A 21,214-nucleotide genomic window follows, 5' to 3' on the forward strand; every position below is an offset into this window, starting at 1 on the left:
ATGCTTAAATACAGGTTATCTTTATTCTTATTTACATTTTTAATTATTCAATCATCCGCTCAACTCAGAGATCGGATTTCCCTATCGGGAGAGTGGCAATTTTTTAAAGGCGACACCGAGACTTCATCTCAAGTCGAACATGTAACTGTCCCACATAGCTGGAATGCACAAGACGGGACAACGGCAGATTATTATCGAGGCAAAGGAACCTATCGATATAACTTCGATTTGCCTAAAAACACGAAAAAAAAACGTGTATTCCTTAGATTCGAAGCGGTCAGCCAAGAAGCGGATGTATTCCTGAACGGACAATATCTCGGTAATCACAAAGGGGCTTTCAATGCCTTCTGCTTCGAAATCACCCCATATCTTAAAAAGAAGGACAACGAGCTGATCGTTAAGGCCAATAATATTCTCAACCCCGATATAGCACCTCTATCCGGAGATTTTACTATATTCGGAGGCATATATCGTCCCGTATCTCTTCTCATTCTTCCTCAAACATGTATAACACCGCTTGATTACGCCTCATCGGGGATTTATATAAAACAGACAGAAATACAGGATCATAAAGCAACCATAGATATTACCACAAAAATCGATGGGGATATATCCGGGAATAAAAAACTGCGACTCCGCACGTCTGTTTTCGATCCGACCGGTAAACTCGTAACAACCTCAGAGAACGAAGAAATCAGAGCTTCGGAAAACACGGTAGCTATCGATCAAAGAATATATTTAGACAACCCTATTTTATGGAACGGGAAAGCGGCTCCAAACCAATATCGTTTCTTCTGTGAGTTACTACAAGGGAAAAAAGTCATTGATACCTTATCGGTGTATACAGGACTACGTTATTTTAAGGTCGATCCCCAAAAAGGATTTTTCCTGAACGGGAAATCTTACCAGATAAGAGGGGTAAACCGCCATCAAGACCGACCCGGAAAAGGTTGGGCGATCAGTGAAAAAGATCACCAAGAAGATATGCAACTCATCAAAGAAATAGGAGCAAACGGAGTAAGACTTGCACATTATCCCCACTCCGATTACTTTTATTCTCTATGTGATAAAGAAGGTTTGTTGGTTTGGGCCGAAATACCTTTTATAGGAAATGGAACTGAATCGACTGCATTTGAAGAAAATCTGAAACAACAATTGACCGAACTCATTCGCCAAAACTTCAATCACCCTTCGATATTCTGCTGGAGTCTTTTCAACGAATTGGTAAAAGGGAATCCAGAAAAACTGGTTGCAGAGCTGAACGATCTCGCACACAAAGAAGATCCGACCCGCCTTACCGTAGCAGCGGCTAACATTGAAGGACGTCCCGAAAATAAAATTACCGATATTATGGCATTCAATACCTATCCGGGGTGGTATTGGGCAGAACCTGAGACAATGGGACCATCGATCGATTGGAAAAAAGATGAAAAAAGAGGCGTTTGCATCAGTGAATACGGAGCTGGAGCAAGCATCAAGCATCATCAACAGCGAATGAAGAAAGCTCCGAAATGTGAAGGGGATTTTCATCCCGAAGAATGGCAAGCGATCGTTCATGAAGGGAATTATAAAGAAATCGATAAAAGAGACTTCGTTTGGGGTTCTTTTGTTTGGAACATGTTCGACTTCGCCAGTGGCGGACGGAAAGAAGGGGATACTTATGGTATGAATGACAAAGGATTAGTTACATACGACCGAAAGACTCCGAAAGATGCATTTTATTTTTATAAAGCAAACTGGTCGGAAAAACCGGTCCTACATATTACGAGCAAACGTCATATCGAACGGACAGAACCGGAAACCGATATAAAAATATACTCGAACTGTTCAGATATCACTCTATACGTAAACGGGATGAAATATGCTGGAAATAGCGGAGATCACAATATCTTTATCTGGAAAAACATCCGATTACAACCCGGGAAAAATAAAATCCGCGTAACCGGGACATTCAATAAAGAAACCATAACAGACCAATGTGAATGGATCTTGAAAAACTGAAATTCTCAATATTAATAATCAAACACAACAACATGAAGAAGACATCTTTCCTTATTCTGCTTTCGCTATCGGTTTCTTTCTTTTGCTCAGGAAAGAAAAGTGCAGTTGATTATGTCAATCCGATGATTGGAACTGCACTGAAAGGAGAAGGCGGAACATCTCCATTTGTCGGCACACCTTTCGCCATGACTAAATTTATGCCGCAAACCCGCGAAAACAAAATGGGGACCATGGCTTACGTTTATGATGATAAATCTATCATGGGATTTTTGGCATCCCACCAACCGACCGTATGGATGGGAGATTACGGCTACGTCTCTTTGATGCCGCAAATAGGAGAAAAAATAAAAGTATTGCCAGAAGATAGACAGATAATTTTCGACCATAAGCAGGAAAAAGCAACACCTTATTACTATTCTGTAAACCTGCCTTCAGAAAATAAAAAGAATATCAAGGCCGAAATAAGCGCTGCAAGTCGCTGTGCTTTATTCCGTTTTACATTTCCTAAAAGTAATAATGCCCGTCTGATCATACAAGGAATCAATCTGAATCCAAAACTCAATGATTGGTGCAATGATTACGGACCACGACTGCAAAAAATAAAAGGATGGATCAAAATCGACCCTGATAAAAACGAAATTGTCGGCTATAATCCCGATCGGCAGGCTGCGCAAATCGGTCCTGAACTACCGAATTTCAAAGGCTATTTTATCATTCGCTTCAACAAAAAAATACAAAATTTCGGAACATGGAGCGAATCTGAGATTTTTAAAGGGAAAACAGAACAAACCGGAACTCGAATGGGTGCATACGTAGAATTTGCCACCGCTAATAAGGAACAAGTCTTAGCACAAATTTCTACATCGTTTATCAGTTTAGAACAAGCCCGTATCAACATGGAGAAAGAGTTACCCGACTGGGATTTCGATCGGCTTTGCCAAATGACAAAACAGGCTTGGAACGATAAACTTTCGAAGATAGAAGTCTCCGGCATCGAAGATAATGATAAAAGTATTTTCTACACTGCATTATACCATTGTTACTTATTTCCTCGTGAATTTTCGGAATATGGTAAATACTACAGTGCTTTCGATGACAAAGTACACGAAGGAATTTCCTACAATGACTATTCGCTATGGGATACATTTCGTGCATTTCATCCGCTTATGACATTGCTGGAACCTGAATTGACAGGCAATTGGATTACCGGACTTCTGCAAATGTATAAAGAAGGCGGATGGATGCCAATGTGGCCGAATCCTTCATATACGAACATTATGATAGGAACACATGCCGATGCCCTTATTGCAGACGCATATATGAAAGGAATACGTAATTATGATACCGATCTGGCTTATGAAGCTATGCGAAAAAACGCTATGGTTCCACCAGACTGCGATACACAAAGGCGCTATGGAGACCGTGACCGATGGACCTCTTTCGAGGCAAGAGCAGGTGCCAGTTTTTATCACACAATCGGATATGTACCCGACGATAAAACAGCCGAATCGGTATCTCGTACATTAGAATATGCTTACGATGATTGGTGTATCGCACAAGTAGCAAAAGAAATGGGTAAAATGGATGATTATAAATCCCTCATGCAATGGTCTCAAAACTACAAAAACATCTATAATGCAGAAAAAGGGTTTATGCTCCCCCGCAAATATAACGGAGAATGGATCGATCTGGATGATCATAATCGACACGGATTTACCGAAGGATCAAAATGGACTTATCTGTTTTGTGTTCTTCAAGATATTCCCGGAATGATCGAAATGATGGGCGGAAAAGATGCGTTTGTAGCGAAACTCGACCGAAACTTCAATGAAGACCACTACCGTCACGATAATGAACCGGGACATCACTATATTTATTTATATAATTATTGCGGACAGCCTTGGAAAACACAAGAATTAATACGCAAACATACCCGTATCAATTATCGTAATACCCCCGACGGAGTAAATGGGAATGATGACTGCGGACAAATGTCGGCATGGTATATTTTCTCAGTTATGGGATTCTATCCTGTAACACCCGGAAGCAACGAGTTTGCGATAGGAGCGCCGCAGTTCCCTGAAACCCGGATAACTTTGAACGTAAACGGGAAAAATAAAACATTAACGATAAAAGCGGAAAATCTTTCGGAAAAGAATAAATATATTCGTGAAATATTTATTGACAACAAACAGTTGAACCGACCATTCATCAACTATTTTGATTTAATCAATGCCGAAACAATACGATTCGTTATGACCGATAAGCCATCGAATTTATAAACACTCTAAAAATAACATTATGATAAAAACAAAAAAAATATTGGGTTTAAGCTTATTCTTGTCGACATTTTATTTATCTGAAGTTCAAGCCGAATCCCCTGCGTATGCCGTACAAGATAACACAACGGTATATCAATCTAAACGTCCAGATTCCCGATTGTTCGTTTCACAAACCGTAGATAACGAAATCGACAGAGTCAGTAAAATGCTGAAAAACAAAAAACTGGCATGGATGTTCTCTAACTGCCTGCCAAATACGCTCGACACGACTATACATTACAGAACTCAGGATGGAGAAGACGACACCTTTGTATATACCGGCGACATACATGCCATGTGGTTGAGAGACTCTGGCGCTCAAGTATGGCCTTATCTTCGATTCGCCCAACAAGACAAAAAGCTGCAAAAGATGCTGAAAGGTGTAATCCGACGACAAATTAAATGTATTCTCTTCGATCCTTATGCCAATGCTTTTAACGATGGGCCTACAGGAGGGTATTGGATGAGCGACAATACAAAAATGAAACCAGAGTTACATGAACGCAAATGGGAGATAGATTCTCTATGCTATCCGATACGATTGGCATACGAATACTGGAAAGTAACAGGAGATACATCTGTTTTTGATGATAAATGGGTTAAAGCCGTTACTTCTATTTTACAAACATTCAAAGAACAACAGCGGAAAAACGGACTCGGTCCGTACTCATTCATGAGAAAAACCGAAAGAGCTTCTGATACGATGCTCAACGGAGGATACGGACATCCGGTAAAACCGGTCGGACTGATCGCTTCGGCTTTTCGTCCTTCAGATGACGCAACGACATTCTTATTCCTCGTGCCTTCTAACTTTTTCGCGGTAACCTCATTAAAAAAAGCGGCAGAAATACTTGAAAAAGTAAACGGAGAGAAACAACTGGCAGATCAATGTAAAGATCTGGCAAAAGAGGTTAGTGACGCTTTAAAGAAATATGCCGTTCATAAACATCCCAAATACGGAAAAATATACGCTTTCGAAGTGGATGGTTTCGGTAACCAACTACTTATGGACGATGCGAATGTCCCCAGTTTGTTGGCAATGGCTTATTTAGGAGATGTCGATATAAAAGACCCGATCTACCAAAATACACGCAGGTTTGTATGGAGCGAAGATAATCCATATTTTTTCAAAGGTAAAGCCGGTGAAGGAATCGGAGGACCGCATATCGGATATAATATGATCTGGCCTATGAGCATTATGATGAAAGCTTTTACAAGTCGAGACGATAAAGAAATAAAAGAATGTATCATTCAATTGCTAAAGACCGATGCAAATACCGGATTTATGCACGAATCTTTTCATAAAGATAATCCATCCGATTATACCCGTTCATGGTTTGCTTGGCAAAATTCTCTATTCGGAGAACTTATTCTCAAATTAATCGATGACGGAAAGATTGATTTATTAAACAGTATTCCCGAAATCAGCTAAAACTCTCATTAAAAGCGGACTTATCTTTTGTCCGCTTTTAATTTATCCGTCAATTTGAACGAAATTTTCTATTTTTTGAACAACATGTACAATAAAAAGCTGATAAAATAGAATATATTTGTGACGTGTTAGTTGTAATAATATCTGATATGAAAATTAGATACGAGAGGTGGAAATGTGTCTGATTAGACGTTCGTTTAAATAGACAACAAAAGGGACAGATTGATAATTTTTCTATGCTGCTTAATAATATCTATTTAATATGAAATCAGGTTCTAAAAAGAGAGAGGATTTTTTTATTCGATTAAACGAACGTTTTCTTGGACAGCGAAAGGGACTTCTATTTTTCGAAATACCTGAATCTAACCCCAATTTTTCTGTATTTACTTAGTTTTCATATCTGCATTCAATACAAGATATTCGTACCTTAAGAAATTTCTAATAAAATATAATAATGAAAAACGTCAACTTTTTTATAAAAACAGTCTCGATTTACTGTATTTGTTTTTTATCTACAACAATTACAGTATATTCTGCAACAAAGGACATGACAAACGGGAAGTGGACCATCCGATTTAATGATGAGACCCGAAAAAGTGAATTTGTGAAAGATGGAACAACTATACTACAAGATGTATCCGTCAAGTTTAAACATAATACTTCAATTATAGAAAGCACATCATATTCCGATATAAAATTCAGTGAAGAGAATTATTCCGATGCAACAGGTGAATGCAAAAGATTTATTATAGAATATAAGAATACAGAAAATTCAACCTATCCGACGATACAACAATGTTTCTATCTATATCCGGATAAAGACTACTTTTTAACCGATGTATTTCTATTATCTTCAGGAACTTCGAAAATAGAAAGCAATTACATCGCACCGATATATACAGAAACACAAAATCGTTTTTTACCACAAGATGCCAATAATCGTTTTTTATTCGTTCCTTTCGATAACGATGGTTTCATTACTTACGGGTCGCTTCCGTTATCCAGAGGAATAGATCCTACATCTTTAGGAGTGGGAAGGTACGCCAGAGATACAATCTCTTTCGAAGTGACATCCATATTTAACGGAGAAACACAAGAAGGTCTGGTTATAGGGTCTGTAGAACATGATACATGGAAATCTGCCATACGAATGACAGGGAGTCCCCTATCTCAAGCTTATATAAACAAACTTGAATGTTACAGCGGAGCGACACATAGTATTACACGAGATGCAACCGATGATAACTGGTTGCAGCCTCACGGAGCTGTAAAAGGAACAAAAATAAAATCTGCTCGAATGTTGGTAGGTCTTTTCGATGATTGGCGCACCGGCATGGAAACTTTCGGAGACGTCAATGCACTTATCGCTCCAAAAAGAGAATGGAATAATCCGACACCTTTCGGATGGAATAGCTGGGGCGGTATGGAAAGAAATATCAATTTTGACGGTGTTATTTCTGTATCAGATTTCATCAAAGAAAATATTCAAGGAAAGGGTCATTTCGGAGAAGACGGACTTGTTTTCGTAGGACTGGACTCTTTCTGGGACAATCTGAATTGGGAGCAATTGAAACAATTTGCCGATTATTGTAAAGCAAACGGACAAGTACCGGGCATTTATTGGACACCGTTCTGCGATTGGTTTCCAGAAAATGACCGCGCTCTCGAAGGCAATAACGGTTATTTTTATAGTCAAACGCATCTCAAAGTAAATGGTAAAACCAAAAAACTTTGCGGTGCCGGATGCATGGACCCGACCGCTCCGTCAACCCTGTCCCGTATTAATTTTTTTATCGACAAATTTAAAGCTGCAGGATTCAAATACTTAAAACTGGACTTTATGACCAACGGAATCGTAGAGGCAGACAGCTATTATAGAGATGATATTACAACCGGCGTACAAGCATACAATTTCGGGATGAAACATCTGAGAGAACGCTGCGGAGATGATATGTTTATCGTCGAATCCATAGCTCCTCTTTTCCCTGCTAATTATGCTCATGCCCGTCGTATAAGTTGCGATGCGTGGGGAGAAATGTGGCATACCAACTATATGATGAACAGTCTTTCTTTCGGTTGGTGGCTCAATCGGGTATATTGTTTTAATGATCCCGACCACTTGGTGATGGGAGACCGTAGCGATGCAGAAAATATGTCGAGAATGACAACCGGAGCTGTTACCGGCTATTGCATGTTAGGAGATAATTTGAGTACGGAAGGAACTTATATCGGCTCGGCAACATCTCAAGCCAAAGCTAAAAAATATGCCACATACGAAAAAGTCAACGATGTCATAAGACTCGGAAAATCTTTCCGCCCGGCATACGGACATAAAGTATTCGGAGATAACAGAGCCGTAGATCTGTTCTATTTAGAGACAGAAGACTCTTATTATATTGCTTATTTCAATTACAATGAAGGAGAAAAAAGCGGAACCCTCGACTTGAAAAAATTAAATATCGATCCGGATAATATCGATACAGGTAAAAGTTTTGAATGTTGGTCTTCCGATCCGGTAACTATCTCTGAAGGGATGTTGGAATATTCATTACCTAATAATCAGGCAAAATTGTACCATTTATTCAAAAAACAAAATACACAACCTAAAAACTAACAATTCTCAAAATCAACATTACATACGTTAACAAATATTTATACATAAAATTAATTGCATCATGAAGAAACTCAGAAGTTATAGACTGACAAACAGTTTATGGGCTGTCTTGTTAATGCTTGTCTTTGTCTCTTGTAAAGATGATAAAGAAAGTTCTGCAACGTACGACCCCAATAAACCGATTACTTTAACCAATTTCTATCCGACCAATGGAGGTGTGGCAACCAAACTTATTCTGAACGGGGATAATTTCGGTTCGGACGCTAAAAACATTAAAGTTTTCATTAATGACAGACCTGCAGCCGTGATATCGTCTATCGGAAACAAAATCTATGCAATTTGTCCGAGAAAACCGGGTGAAGGTGATGAAAATCAAATTATAGATTGTAAAGTAAAAGTTAAAATCGGAGAGCAAGAAGCCGAATATCCCGAACATTTTTTATACCAGATACAGACTGTAGTAACGACTGTCTGCGGAGTTAAAGATGCTCCGGATGATGTGGTTACCGGTAACCTTGCCCAAACGACTATGCCTCCGGTAACTTATTTGGCGGTCGATAATGATAACAATATTTTTGCTTGTCTTCGTAACAGGAACAACTATTACAACAATAATAAAGTTATCTTAGTAAATGAAAACGAAGATGCCAGTCGTCTGTTGATTCCGGATACAGGCGCTCCATTGAACCAACCCTGTATGTTAGATGACGGAAATACAGTATATATCCCAACAGATAGTAATTTAGATTATTGGGTTATGTCTTCTGAAAATTTATGGAGTCCGATAAAACTCTCATTAAAACCTGCCACAGGAGAACAAGTCAGTATCAATTTTAAACATTCATTTGCGATGTGTACAATCGATGGATATATGTACACTCGTGCCAAGCAAAACGGTATTCTTTACAAATTCGATCCGGAAACCGGATTAACGATGCAAGTTGAAACTGGATTAATGTCAGAAAGTGATGCTTATATGGCATTCAGTCAGAAAAATCCTTCAAAACTTTATATAGCATATACTAACAGTCATTGCATATACACTTATGATGTACTCACGAGGAAACATGAACTATTCGCCGGTATCGTAAATAATCCCGGATACCTCGACGGTATCGGCTCATACGCCATGTTCAATAGCCCCCGCCAATTGATTCTCGACGAAGACGATAATCTCTATATCGCCGATACAGAGAACCATGTAATCCGGAAAATTACGCCCGAAGGACAAGTCAGTACCGTAATCGGTCAAGCCGGCGTAGCCGGATATCAGGACGGTGATCCGGAAACTGCTCTATTCAATAGACCTCACGGAGTTTGTATCAATAAAGAGGGAATTATTTATATTGCCGATTATGAGAACCAATGCATCCGCCGTCTGGCCATCGAATAACCTTAATTTCATCGAATAATTAAAATCTACCATAATGAAAAAAATCATATTTATAATTCTATTAGCGTGCTGTCAGATCTCCGTATTTGCACAGCAAACTGCTAAAACATTCACAGTATCGGGTACGGTAGTGGATGAAACCGACACACCGGTTCCCGGAGCCAGCGTATATGCCAAAGACCGTCCCGGTACCGGTGTAGCAACAGATATCGATGGTAAATTCTCAGTAAAAGTACAAAAAAATGATATCCTTATCGTCTCATTCTTAGGATACGCGACTTCTGAAACAGTAATTACCGGTCCTAAAAGCGACCTAAAAATCAAACTGACTCCATCAGACCACCAAATTGAAGAGGCGGTTGTTGTCGGTATGGGAACTCAACGGAAAATAAGCGTAGTAGGTGCCGTAACCAATGTGGATGTAAAAGATTTGCAAACTCCGGCTACAAACCTCGCCAATATGTTAGGCGGACGCGTGCCCGGTGTCATATCGATACAAAAAAGTGGTGAACCGGGAAAAAATATTTCGGAATTCTGGATCCGGGGTATCGGAACATTTGGTGCAAATAGCAGTGCACTCGTCCTGATCGATGGATTAGAAGGCGATCTAAGCGAAGTAGACCCTGCCGATATCGAAAGTTTTACGGTATTGAAAGATGCTTCGGCAACAGCCGTTTATGGGGTAAGAGGTGCAAACGGTGTCGTATTGATAACAACTAAAAGAGGTACTGCCGATCGGTTACAAATTACCGGACGTGTCAATCTGACCATTTCTCATCTGACAAACATGCCGGAATATTTAGGGTCATACGAATATGCCAAATTGGCAAATGAAGCCCGGTCGGTACGAGGAGATTCACCTCTATATTCAGATATAGAAATGGATCTGATCAAATATCAACTCGATCCGGACCTTTATCCCGATGTAAACTGGCAGGAGGAACTATTAAACAAAAACTCCCTGACACAAACCTATTTTATCAATGCACGAGGCGGAGGTAGTTTAGCTCGTTATTATTTAAGTATGGGTATGACAAACGAGTCAGCAGCCTATAAACAGGACGAAAACTCTAAATATTCGGCAAAAGTAGGATACCGTACAGTAAATTATCGTACTAACTTGGACATAAACCTTACGAAAAGTACGGCTCTCTATTTCGGTGCTGACGGATTTATTTCCACCAAATCGGAACCGGGAAATAATGATACGGATGCGCTTTGGGCCACTCAACGCAATTTGACGCCGATTACTATTCCGACAATCTATTCGACAGGTCATCTTCCGGCTTATGGTGTCGATAATGCATATTCCCCATACGTTATGTTGAACAATACCGGTATGACCAATATCCGTCATTATCGGGGAAAAGCAACATTAGAATTGAAACAAGATTTATCTATGCTCTTAAAAGGGTTAAAAATACGGGCTCAAGGTGCTTATGACACCGAAACGAATCTGAAAGAGATCCGGTCGATACGTCCTGAAATGTATTATGCCTCAACCCGTAAATATACCGGAGAGTTGGGAATTGTCAGACGTGTCGATGCTGAACCGGCCAAATATACCCATGAAGACGAACAATATTATAAAATACATTTTGAGACTACAGCGACTTATGAAACTACAGTCGCCAAAGAACATCGTCTGTCTGCATTGCTTTACTATTATATGAGTAGTGAACAAAGAATGAATAAAGATATCGACGCCAAAGATGAAACTCTGCGAAGCATGTACGCTATACCTGTACGATACCAAGGATTATCGGGCCGCGTTACTTACGGATTCCGAGATACATATTTCATGGATCTAAACTTCGGGTACACCGGATCTGAAAACTTCCAATCCGGACATCGGTTCGGTTTCTTCCCTTCAGTTGCCGTAGGATGGATTCCCACCCAATACAAATTTATGCAACGGGGATTGCCTTGGTTGAATTTCTTGAAAATCCGTGCATCTTACGGTACGGTAGGTAATGACCGATTAACCGATGAACGATTCCCTTATCTGACACTTATGGTTAGTGGAGACGGAGGCGGTTGGGGAAGTACTACCGGATATATCACAGAAGAACGGGTTGGTGCCAACAATCTAAGATGGGAAAAAGCGAAAAAAGCCGATTTGGGTATCGAAGGACGTTTATTCAACGAAAAGTTACAATTCGTTGTCGATTTCTTCCAAGATAAACGTGACGGAATTTATCAAAGACGTTCTCAAATTCCAAGTTATGTGGGACTGACTCACATGCCTTTCGGAAACGTAGGAAAAATGAAAAGTTACGGTTCGGATGGAAATATTTCATTTACCCAAGATTTTGGAAAAGACATGACTCTTACGCTTCGTGGAAACTTTACCTATTCCGCCAACAAAGTGGAAAATTGGGAACAAGCATACCAACCATACGATTATCAAAACTACTCAGGATATGTCAACAACGCTTTCCGAGGATATATCGCTTTAGGCCTATTCCGAGATGAACAGGATGTGGCACAAAGTCCGAAACAGACATTCGGAGACTATATGGCAGGAGACATCAAATATAAGGATGTAAACGGAGACGGAGTTATCGATGAAGATGATAAAGTTCCCCTATCCTATCCGAATTATCCACGTCTGATGTATGGTTTCGGTGGTGAATTCCGTTATAAACAATTTACATTAGGGGTACTGTTCAAAGGAACCGGTAATACAGATTATTATTATGTTAACGGTACGACAAACGGAGAAGGATACGTACCTTTCTATAACGGAGAAACAGGTAACGTACTGAAAATTGTCGCCGACCAGAAAAACCGTTGGACTCCGGCTTCTTATTCAGGTGATCCCTCTACGGAAAATCCGAATGCAAAGTTCCCCCGACTCAGTTATGGAAAAAGTGAAAACAATACACAACTTTCAACTTTTTGGAAAGCTAATGCCCGTTATCTGAGATTACAAGAAATTAATCTGAATTATAACTTAACAGCAGGGAAAATATTAAAAACATTAGGTGTAAAATCTTTGGACCTACAGTTCGTTATATCGAACTTGTGCGTATGGAGTCCTATGAAATTATGGGATCCGGAACAAGCTGAATACAATGGTGGCGCTTATCCAATTCCTACCCAATACGCATTCCAGATGTATGTAAATTTCTAAATAAAAACTTTACGAAAAAATTTCGACAATTATGAACAATATAAAAAAGATAGTCTGGCTTATCGTAACATTACCGATTATCGGAATAATCAGCTCTTGTGACGATTTTCTCGATGTCGATCACTATTTCGACGATACCTTAAAATACGACTCGGTATTTGCATCCCGAAAAAACTTGGAAAAATACCTTTGGGGAGCAGCCGGAGAGCTCCCTGATGAAAGTTCAATCTTCGGAGATGATGTAGTTCCCGGTGTAACAGCCTCCGATGAAATTTTCACGCTTATGAAACAAGATTTATTTCACGGGAAAGCTCTGACATTAGGAGAAGTAAGCCCATCGAACCTATGCGGCATGAACTCATGGGATCCGGCTTACAAAGTGATCCGAAAAGCCAATATGATCCTTGCCCGTATCGACGAATGCAAAGACATTACGGCATTACAACGGGCAGAACTGATCGGATATACTCATTTTCTCAGAGGATATGCCTACTATTTTATCTTGATGAATTACGGACCGGCAGTTATTGTCGGAGATGAAGTATTCGACAATAATCAAGATGCATCGTACTATGAACGGCAACGCAGTACATTCGATGAAACAGTCGATTATATCTGTTCCGAATTTGAACTGGCCGCTCAAAATATCCCCGAAGATGTAGCAATCCTAAATTTCGGACGCCCGACCAAAGGTGCGGCATACGCTCTGATTGCCCGTGTACGGTTACATGCAGCCAGCCCCGCATTTAACGGAGGAGCGGCAGCATACCGCTATTTCGGGAACTGGAAACGAAAAACCGATGGTGTATTCTATGTATCTCAGACTTATGATGAACAAAAATGGGCATTAGCCGCTGCAGCAGCCAAACGGGTAATGGATATGAATCGTTATGCGCTTCATACTGCTGAAAAAGTTACGGCAGATCAAGGAGACCAAACTGCAATCACTCCGGAACTTCCGGAAGGCGTACCAACCGCAGATTTCCCTTATGGAGCAGGGAATATCGATCCGTTGAAATCATACGCCAATATGTTCAACGGAACGACATATCCGGTACAAAACAAAGAATTGATTTGGGGAAAATATTCGGATAAGATACGGGATTATACCCGCCAGTCATTCCCCATCTACATGGGCGGTTACAATGCGATGTGTCTGACTCAGAAAGTTATTGATGCCTACCTGATGCAGGACGGGAAAACGATAGAGGAAGCCCGAGCCACCGGTGAATACAGCGAAACCGGAAACTCCCGAGTTTTAAAATATTTCTCCGGATACCGCCTTCTAAGAGGAACATACAATATGTACGTAAACCGGGAAATGCGGTTCTATGCTTGCGTAGGATTCAACGGTTGCTATTGGCCGGCCACCTCTTGTACAAATGCCAATGTCAGAAACCAGACCGTTTATTATTACAACGGAGGAAATGCTGGACAGCAAACTGCCGGTTCTTCACAACAAGAGCAAAACAAATGTATAACCGGATATGTATTGAAAAAATATATTCATCCGGAAGACAATTGGTATAATGGAGACGGTTCGACACGGGTAAATAAAGTGTTCCCGATTATCCGGTATGCAGAAATTCTGCTTTCTTACGCCGAAGCAATCAATCATTTACAAAGTTCGCATACGGTAACCCTACCCAGCGGACAAACCTACACACTCTCCAGAAATTCGAATTTGGACGACATGTTATTTGCATTCAACCAAGTACGTTACCGTTCGGGACTTCCCGGGCTAAAACCGGAGCAATACACTTCGGAAGACGCAATGGATGAGCAGATAAAAAGAGAGCGCTTTATCGAATTTTTGTGCGAAGGACGCCGTTTCTATGATGTACGTCGGTGGGGAACTTACGAAGAAGAAGAAAGCGAACCGATAACCGGAATGAATGTTGAGGCCGATGTTGCAGGAGGTTACTATACCCGTACGATCATGACCCACTCTGATTATAGAAACCGAGTTGTTGATAAAAAGACCGTATTTTTACCGATAGAACGGAATGAGATATTGAAATCCCGATTATTGGATCAAAACCCGGGATGGTAATGATATAAACAACATAAAACAATATAGTTTATTATGAAAAAAATATTAAATATAGGGCTACTTCTTCTAACCTTGGCCGGAATAACCGGATGTAACGAAGACGAACAGTTCGAAGGCGAATTATATAAAAAAATCATCTACCTCTTAAGCGATGACAATATGGCTTTTCAGTCTGCACATGAACTGGGAAAAGAGAGTACAGGATATGTGAGTGTTTGTTGTGGAGGTACTGAACATATCAAACAAGACGTCACGATAGAATTGGAGCCGGATGACCAAATACTTGCCCAGTACAACAAAATAAATTTCGATATCGAAGAATCGAAATATGCAAAGGAACTTGATCCTAGCAAATATAATATTCCGACTTATCAAACCGTACTAAAAGCAGACAGCGAAGATAACTATGCTTTGATACCTATCACAGTCAATCCTGACGGTTTAAGCCCCGATTCGATCTATATGATTCCGCTCCGGATAAAAAGTATCTCGAACTATGAGATCAATCCGGATAAACAGCAGGTTTTATACCAAGTCGTACTCAAAAACGAATATGCTACAATGGAATCGACAACCTATTATCAAACATCAGGCACAGAAATCAGGCACACTACCATTGGAGACAAAGCCAGTGGAACAAATGTAACTCGTGTTGTAGCTCCCATCAGTAAAAGCCAAGTACGAGTATTAGCCGGGACACACACTTATAGTCCTACTAATGTAACTAAAGAAGAGATCGATAAATATGCTATGATTCTTACGATCAATGATGATTACTCAATTACCATAACTCCTTATGGAAGTCTGCAAATGGAAATGATCGGTGGAGCAGAAGACAATTATTGGACTATAGATAAAAAAGGTAGATATGTATTCAATTTACATTACAAATATTTTGATAATATTACAGTAACTGATACAAATAACAATAATAATACATGGACAGAAGATTGCTGGATCACTATGGAAGAAAAAAGCGTACAATCGTTATAAATACGCATAACACTTCAATTTAAGAGCAAAATGAGTCTAAAATGCTATTTTTAGACTCATTTTTTATACAAAAAACAACCTTTTCGGAAGTATCTTTACGAAACGAAACACACAAAATACCGAATACGTATGAGAAACATTTTCCTACCGATCTTATTTATTTTCTTTTTTTCATATAGTACTTATGCAAAAAAGTCTCCCGTCGATTATGTAAACCCTTATATGGGTAACATCAGCCATTTGCTGAAACCGACCTATCCTACCGTACATCTGCCGAACGGGATGCTGCGCATATATCCCCAACGGGGAGACCACACGGAAAGCTATATTCACGGACTTCCGATAATCGTAGTCAATCACCGGGAAAACTGTTGTTTCAATTTATCTGCTTTTCAAGGATATGAGTCTCAACTGTCTCCTGTTATCAGAACAGATTATGACAATGAACAGATTATGCCCTATTACTACAAATCGGACATCGACAATCAACAGATAAAAGCCGAATTTACCCCGACATATAGGGCTGCGATCTATCGATTGACATATACTCAAAATAAACCGGGATACCTTATTCTAAATTCCGGGAACGGAGAAATGGAAATCGAAGGAAACTCAATCAAAGGATACCAAAATACTTGGGGAAATACCCGAGTATATATTTATCTCGAAACCGATATTATACCTTCAAAATCCGGAATATTGAAAGACAAAAAACTAAACACCGCACAGACCAAAACCTCTGGAGACAATTCTTGTGCCGTTTTTTGTTTTGACGGTCAAACACAAATAAACGCCAGATACGGAATTTCGTTTATCAGTATAGAACAAGCAAAGAAAAATTTACAAAATGAAATACCCGATTTCAATTTCGACAAAACAAAAAACAACGGACGCAAAATATGGAACGAAGCTTTAGGGAAAATCGAAGTAAAAGGTGGAACTGAAAATGATAAAACCGTTTTTTACACCTCTTTGTACCGTTGTTATGAACGTCCGGTAAATATCAGTGAAGACGGTTACTATTACTGTGCATCCGACCGGAAAGTACACAAGGACGATGGCCATGCCTACTATACGGACGATTGGTTATGGGATACCTACCGGGCAACGCATCCGCTGCGTATATTGATCGATGCAGATGTCGAAAACGATATTCTCGTTTCATTTATCCGAGCTGCAGAGTTATCGGAAAAACAGTGGTTCCCGACATTCCCGGCGATAACCGGAGATTCACGCAGGATGAACTGCAACCACGGTGTTGCAACGATTGCCGATGCATGGGAAAAAGGTCTCCGGAACTTCGATCTGAAAAAAGCTTACGAATACACCCGTAAAGGAATAGAGGAAAAGACTCTTGCGCCATGGTCTTCGGGAGATGCCGGATGGCTCGACCGTTTTTACAAAGAAAACGGATATATCCCGGCTTTGGCTCCGGGAGAAAAAGAAACAGTTCCCGAAGTAAACGGTTTTGAAAAACGCCAGCCGATCCCCGTCACTTTAGGAACAGCTTATGACCAATGGTGCTTGTCGCGAATAGCTGCCGCCTTAAACAAAAAAGATGAATCGGAATATTATCTGAAATGTTCTTATAATTACCGTAACGTTTTTAATCCTCAAACATCGTTCTTCCATCCGAAAGATAAGAATGGAAACTTCATAGAACCGTTCGATTATCGTTTTTCAGGAGGTATAGGCGCACGAGATTATTATGCAGAAAACAACGGATGGACATACCGCTGGGATGTACAACACAATATCGGAGATTTGGTGAATTTAATGGGCGGTGCTGAAAAATTCTCAGAAAATCTCGATCAAACATTCAGCGAATGGTTAGGGCGAAACAAATATGAATTTTATGCCCAATTACCCGATCAAACAGGGAATGTCGGACAATTTTCCATGGCAAATGAACCATCTCTACACATTCCTTACCTATATAATTATGCAGGTAAACCTTGGAAAACACAGAAAAGAATCAGAGACCTCGTACATCAATGGTTCAGAAATGATGTTATGGGTGTTCCCGGAGACGAAGACGGAGGTGGACTTTCTTCTTTTGTAGTCTTTTCTATGATGGGCTTTTATCCGGTTACTCCGGGATCTCCATCCTATAATATCGGAAGCCCGTTCTTCAATGAAATAAAAATAAAATTAAGCAACGGAAAAACATTCTGCATTATCGGAAAATATTGCTCCGAAGAAAATAAATATATACAATCAGCAAAACTGAATGGTAAAGTGTGGGAAAAACCTTGGTTTTCTCATGACGACATAAAAAACGGAGGGAAGCTCGAATTCATAATGGGTGACAAACATAATACCGAATGGGGTAGCGATATGAACAATGTTCCTCCTTCAGCACTCCCCTACCCGAAAAACTAAATTACCAAAATACAAAACAGATATATCTATGAAAACAGGAAAAAAACTTATCCCGATCTTATGCTGTATCGGCATTGCACATTTCTGTTCTGCGCAACAAGTCGAATGGAAATACACTACAAATAGCGACCGATGGCAGGACGAACATAATGTAACTGTCTCTAAAGCTCAAAATCAGGTTAAATATGACGTTCTGATTACATCTTATAAAGAACAGACAATCGATGGTTTCGGAGGGTGTTTCAACGAATTGGGCTGGGATGCGCTTAATCTTCTCGACCCTCAGAAAAAACAGGAAGTACTGAACTCTCTATTCCACCCTACTGAAGGAGTATGTTTTACTTACTGCCGGACAACCATAGGAGGAAACGACTATTCTCGGAACTGGTACAGTTTGAATGATACGGAAGGCGACTTCAAGATGAAAAACTTCAGTATAGAACGAGATAAAGAAGCTCTTATCCCTTATATAAAATCGGCATTAGCAATAAACCCGGACATGAAATTGTGGGCATGTCCATGGAGTCCTCCGACATGGATGAAAACAAACAGACACTATGCAACCAAATCGGGAGACCATAATGATCTTAAAGAAGAAGATCAAGTTCTGGAAGGAGATCACTTCATACAAGAAAAAAAATATCTCGATGCTCATGCTCTTTACTTGTCAAAATACGTCAAAGCATACCAAAAAGAAGGTATAGACATCTCTATGATACAATTCCAAAACGAACCGTATTCACGTCAGCAATGGCCGACTTGTTTATGGACACCCGACGCCATGCGAAACTTCATAGCAAATCATTTAGGTCCGTTGTTCAAAAAAAAGCTTCCGGACGTAGAATTATGGCTCGGTACACTCAACTGTAACCGTATGGAAGACGTAAACCTCGTAATGAGCGATCCTAAAGCTCGGAAATATATCAAAGGTATCGGATTACAATGGGAAGGTAAAGATATTATTGCCGAAATACATCGAAAATATCCCGAAATAAGATTGATGCAGACTGAAAACGAAGCAGGAGGCGGAACTTTTGACTGGGGCGCTGCAGAACATACATTCGATTTGATCAGAAAATATATCGGAGGAGGAGCCAATGCTTATATGTACTGGAATATGGTTTTACAGGATAAAGGGACAAGTACATGGGGATGGAGTCAGAATGCAATGATCGTTATCGACTCAAAAACCAAACAAGTAAATTATACTCCTGAATTTTATGTTATGAAACATCTCAGTCACTATGTAAAACCCGGAGATTATAAACTAAAAACATTGGGTCAGGATGAGAATTTATTAGCCTTCAGAAATAAAGAAGGAAAAACGATAATTCTTGTTGCTAATAAGGAAGATAAAATCAAAAATATGACGGTTTCAATAAACGGGAATGTATTGAATCTAAGTCTCAAACCGAAATCCTTCAATACTTTATCTATAAAACTCTAAAAAAACGATTATGAACACGAAATCAATATATACAGTATTTTTGTCGGTCATTATCAGCGCCGGAGTTTCTGCACAAAAAGTTGAATGGAAATACTCTACTCAAGATAATTACTGGAAAAACGGAAAAGGAATAAAGTGGTCTGACTCCCCTGAAAAAACAGGAGAAGTTATCCGAATATCTGATGAAAAAGCCCAATATATCGATGGTCTGGGCGGTACTTTCAATGAACTCGGATGGGACGCTTTATGTACTTTGCCCGAAGAAAAAAAGAATGAAATTCTTTATAATCTGTTCAGCCCGAAGGAATCCAACTATACCTATTGCAGAATGCCTATCGGAGCCAGTGATTTCGCTATGAATTTCTATTCTCTGAACGATGTTGTCGATGATTTCGATATGATCAATTTCAGTATCGACAGAGACCGGCACATATTGATGCGCTATATCAAAGAAGCTCAGAAAATTCACCCCGGCCTGAAAATCTGGGCATCGCCTTGGTGTCCGCCGGCTTGGATGAAAACCAATAACCATTATGCCAGCGAATATGATAACAGCCCCGTCAATCATAACGGACTACCGCAAAAAAGGGCATTGGAACTGCCTACCACCGGATTTAAGATGCAACCGGGATATTTAGATGCCTACGCCCTCTATTTCACTAAATTCGTTCAAGCTTACGAGAAAGAAGGTATCAAAATCGAGGCTGTAAATATTCAGAACGAGCCTTGTTCGACTCAAAAATACGCCAGTTGTACATGGCGTCCGGAAGATATGGCATATTTTATCGGCAAATTCTTAGGACCGAAATTCGAAAAAGAAAACATTCAGACCGAAATATTCTTCGGAACAATCAACAGGGATAATCCCCAATATACCAAAACCGCACTCGATGATCCCGCCGCATCGAAATATATCAAAGGGGTCGGATTCCAATGGGACGGTAAAGGGGCAATACCTACTATACACAAAGAATATCCTCACCTTAAAATGATGCATACCGAAGCCGAATGCGGTAACGGTTCGAACGATTGGGGTGCGGCTGAGCATACATGGTGGCAAATTAGCCATTATATGAGAAACGGAGCTCGGGTATTTACCTACTGGAACATGATTCTCGACCAAAACGGTATAAGCCCTTGGGGATGGAAACAAAACTCACTGATTACTATCAATACCGAAAACGGAGATGTCACCTATCATCCCGAATTCTATTTGATGAAACATCTGTGCCATTATATCGTTCCCGGTGCTTACCGGTTACAGACTCCGGACAATCAGGAAAACATTCTCGCTTTTGAAAATCCTGACGGAAAAATAACGGTAATGATCGTAAATCGAGAAAATCAGGAGAAAAATATTTCGCTCTCGCTTAAAGGGAAATATCTAAACCTAAAAGTAAGTCCGAAATCATTTAATACATTATCGATATAATCAAACTTAA

The 21,214-nt window shown here is 39.9% G+C and carries 11 protein-coding genes; all 11 read left to right on the forward strand.

The window, feature by feature from the left end; all coding sequences use genetic code 11:
• On the forward strand, positions 1 to 2,001 hold the full coding sequence (locus tag QUE35_RS06695; protein WP_022600369.1) for a glycoside hydrolase family 2 protein: 2,001 nt from the start codon (positions 1 to 3) through the stop codon (positions 1,999 to 2,001).
• Positions 2,002 to 2,033: 32 nt separating this feature from the next.
• On the forward strand, positions 2,034 to 4,283 hold the full coding sequence (locus QUE35_RS06700; protein WP_031258253.1) for a GH92 family glycosyl hydrolase: 2,250 nt from the start codon (positions 2,034 to 2,036) through the stop codon (positions 4,281 to 4,283).
• Between the two features lie 19 nt (positions 4,284 to 4,302).
• Positions 4,303 to 5,754 carry a glycoside hydrolase family 125 protein gene (locus tag QUE35_RS06705; RefSeq protein WP_022600365.1) on the forward strand — a complete coding sequence of 484 codons (1,452 nt, stop codon included), beginning with the start codon at positions 4,303 to 4,305 and terminating at the stop codon, positions 5,752 to 5,754.
• A 454-nt stretch (positions 5,755 to 6,208) separates the two neighbouring features.
• Positions 6,209 to 8,368, forward strand: a complete 2,160-nt coding sequence (locus QUE35_RS06710; protein WP_122329715.1) for an alpha-amylase family protein — start codon at positions 6,209 to 6,211, stop codon at positions 8,366 to 8,368.
• 61 nt (positions 8,369 to 8,429) lie between these two features.
• Entirely contained in the window at positions 8,430 to 9,761 is a 1,332-nt protein-coding gene (locus QUE35_RS06715) for an IPT/TIG domain-containing protein (protein WP_183037562.1), read from the forward strand.
• Between the two features lie 34 nt (positions 9,762 to 9,795).
• Positions 9,796 to 12,897, forward strand: a complete 3,102-nt coding sequence (locus QUE35_RS06720) for a SusC/RagA family TonB-linked outer membrane protein (RefSeq protein ID WP_022601343.1) — start codon at positions 9,796 to 9,798, stop codon at positions 12,895 to 12,897.
• A gap of 31 nt (positions 12,898 to 12,928) precedes the next feature.
• Positions 12,929 to 14,950: a RagB/SusD family nutrient uptake outer membrane protein gene (locus tag QUE35_RS06725; RefSeq protein ID WP_022601342.1), complete on the forward strand. Its 2,022-nt coding sequence runs from the start codon at positions 12,929 to 12,931 to the stop codon at positions 14,948 to 14,950.
• A 33-nt stretch (positions 14,951 to 14,983) separates the two neighbouring features.
• Positions 14,984 to 15,943, forward strand: a complete 960-nt coding sequence (locus QUE35_RS06730) for a BT_3044 domain-containing protein (RefSeq protein ID WP_022601340.1) — start codon at positions 14,984 to 14,986, stop codon at positions 15,941 to 15,943.
• Between the two features lie 129 nt (positions 15,944 to 16,072).
• Positions 16,073 to 18,325 carry a GH92 family glycosyl hydrolase gene (locus tag QUE35_RS06735; RefSeq protein WP_022601338.1) on the forward strand — a complete coding sequence of 751 codons (2,253 nt, stop codon included), beginning with the start codon at positions 16,073 to 16,075 and terminating at the stop codon, positions 18,323 to 18,325.
• 28 nt (positions 18,326 to 18,353) lie between these two features.
• The gene (locus QUE35_RS06740) at positions 18,354 to 19,772 is read left to right on the forward strand and encodes a glycoside hydrolase family 30 protein (protein ID WP_022601336.1); all 1,419 of its coding nucleotides are present in this window, start codon (positions 18,354 to 18,356) and stop codon (positions 19,770 to 19,772) included.
• Between the two features lie 10 nt (positions 19,773 to 19,782).
• Positions 19,783 to 21,204, forward strand: a complete 1,422-nt coding sequence (locus QUE35_RS06745; RefSeq protein WP_286263054.1) for a glycoside hydrolase family 30 protein — start codon at positions 19,783 to 19,785, stop codon at positions 21,202 to 21,204.
• The last annotated feature ends 10 nt before the right edge of the window (positions 21,205 to 21,214 follow it).

Origin of the sequence: Coprobacter fastidiosus, from assembly GCF_030296935.1 — a bacterium.
Taxonomy (GTDB): domain Bacteria; phylum Bacteroidota; class Bacteroidia; order Bacteroidales; family Coprobacteraceae; genus Coprobacter; species Coprobacter fastidiosus.

What these genes read in the sequence shown, in the direction of transcription:
- QUE35_RS06705 (WP_022600365.1), top strand. Translation starts at nt 4,303, where the DNA reads ATGATAAAAACAAAAAAAATATTGGGTTTAAGCTTATTCTTGTCGACA.
- QUE35_RS06745 (WP_286263054.1), top strand. Translation starts at nt 19,783, where the DNA reads ATGAACACGAAATCAATATATACAGTATTTTTGTCGGTCATTATCAGC.
- QUE35_RS06720 (WP_022601343.1), top strand. Translation starts at nt 9,796, where the DNA reads ATGAAAAAAATCATATTTATAATTCTATTAGCGTGCTGTCAGATCTCC.
- QUE35_RS06735 (WP_022601338.1), top strand. Translation starts at nt 16,073, where the DNA reads ATGAGAAACATTTTCCTACCGATCTTATTTATTTTCTTTTTTTCATAT.
- QUE35_RS06700 (WP_031258253.1), top strand. Translation starts at nt 2,034, where the DNA reads ATGAAGAAGACATCTTTCCTTATTCTGCTTTCGCTATCGGTTTCTTTC.
- QUE35_RS06730 (WP_022601340.1), top strand. Translation starts at nt 14,984, where the DNA reads ATGAAAAAAATATTAAATATAGGGCTACTTCTTCTAACCTTGGCCGGA.
- QUE35_RS06725 (WP_022601342.1), top strand. Translation starts at nt 12,929, where the DNA reads ATGAACAATATAAAAAAGATAGTCTGGCTTATCGTAACATTACCGATT.
- QUE35_RS06710 (WP_122329715.1), top strand. Translation starts at nt 6,209, where the DNA reads ATGAAAAACGTCAACTTTTTTATAAAAACAGTCTCGATTTACTGTATT.
- QUE35_RS06715 (WP_183037562.1), top strand. Translation starts at nt 8,430, where the DNA reads ATGAAGAAACTCAGAAGTTATAGACTGACAAACAGTTTATGGGCTGTC.
- QUE35_RS06740 (WP_022601336.1), top strand. Translation starts at nt 18,354, where the DNA reads ATGAAAACAGGAAAAAAACTTATCCCGATCTTATGCTGTATCGGCATT.
- QUE35_RS06695 (WP_022600369.1), top strand. Translation starts at nt 1, where the DNA reads ATGCTTAAATACAGGTTATCTTTATTCTTATTTACATTTTTAATTATT.